Here is a 1,428-nt window from a genome sequence, read left to right as displayed (position 1 = left end):
GCCCTGCCGCCCGCGGTGCCGCCCGCGGCCGCCGCCTGGCTGCCCGAGGTGTGGGAGGCGGTCGAGGCCGTCGCCCAGGCCGTGCTCCAGGCGGCAGCCCGTCGGCGTGCGCTCGCCGCCGGCGCGCAGGACGGCCTGACAGCCGTGCTCGCCACGGCCACCGACCTGCTGGGCTGGTCGTCGTCCGGCCGGCCCAGCGCGGCCCGCCTGTCCCTGGCGGCGCTGGCCGCCGATCCCGCGGCCGAGCTGCGCCGCTGGCTGCGGCTGCTGCTCGGCGTCGACCCCGGCCCGGCGGCGCTGCCGTCGCTGCTCGTCGGCCAGCTGGCCCGGCTGCTCGGCGTCCAGGGCTCGGGCGTGGGTGTGCCCGGCGCGCCCTGGGTCCTGCCGCTGCCCGGCCTGGACGTCGGCGCCGACGCGGCGCTGCGCCTGCGGGCGCTGACCGGGTGGTCGGGCGGCCTGCCGTCGCTGCTGCTGCAGCTCGGGCTGCCGACGCCGGACCGGTTCGGCAGCCGCGCCCCCCTGGAGCTGGTGGGGTGGCGGCCCGGCGACGAGGGCCTGACGCACGACGTGCTGGCCGCCGGGCTGGCGATGGACGCCGAGGTCGACGAGGTGCTGGCCGACGCCGTGGCCGGGCGCGGTCCGGTGGAGGACGGGCTGGACGCGCTGGTGCAGCGCTGGACCGGCACCGACGGCGTCGTCGCCGTCGCGGACGACGCCGTGCCGGCCGGGCTGGTGGTCCACCGGCCCAGCGAGCTCGACCACCAGGCGCGGCTCGACGGCCCCGCCGTCACCGAGGCCCTGACGGAGGTGTGGGAGGCGATCGGCGGCGCCCCGACCCGGCTGGTGCTGGTGGGCGTCGTCGCCGAGGGCGAGCCCGACGTCCTGCCGCCGACGGGTGACGGCGGCACCGCGCTGGACGTCGACCTGACCCTGGCGAGCGCCCCGCTCGAGGCGTTCGCCGTGCCGGCGGCGGCACCTGCCGGACGCACCGTCGTCCGGCTGGCGGGCAAGGCCGCGGCGGCCAACGGTGCGGTCGGCGGCTACGCGGCCCAGGTGGCCCGGCTGCGGCGCGCGTTCGGCGGCCTGGCGTCGTCCGATCCCGTGGTGGTCGTCGCGGGATCGGCCGCGGGACGTCCCGCCGTCGACGCGGCCGCCGGGCTGCCCGGAGTCGTCGCGGTGGTCACCGTCGGCACGCCGTGGACGCCGCTGTCGCTCGCCGACGTCGACGTCGCGCTGACCCCCGACACGCTGCGGCTGCTGCGCACGCTGGTCGACCTGGGCGAGGACGACGTGCTCGCCGAGCTGGCGGCCGAGCTGGCCACCGCGACGGGCGACGAGCGCACGGCCCTGCTGGCGGTCGACGCGGACCTGGCGCGCGGGCGGGCGCTGGTCGGCTCGCTGCTGGCGCGCGACGGGCGGGGCGACGCG

General features: G+C 80.3%; 1 pseudogene. It reads left to right on the top strand.

The features are described from left to right. Positions 1–1,428, top strand: a pseudogene (locus ACYVJ4_RS16190) (hypothetical protein); the annotation flags it as partial.

This window comes from Angustibacter peucedani, from assembly GCF_054779595.1.
Note: the sequence above shows the minus strand (reverse complement) of the source record. Positions and strands in the feature narration are given on the sequence as shown.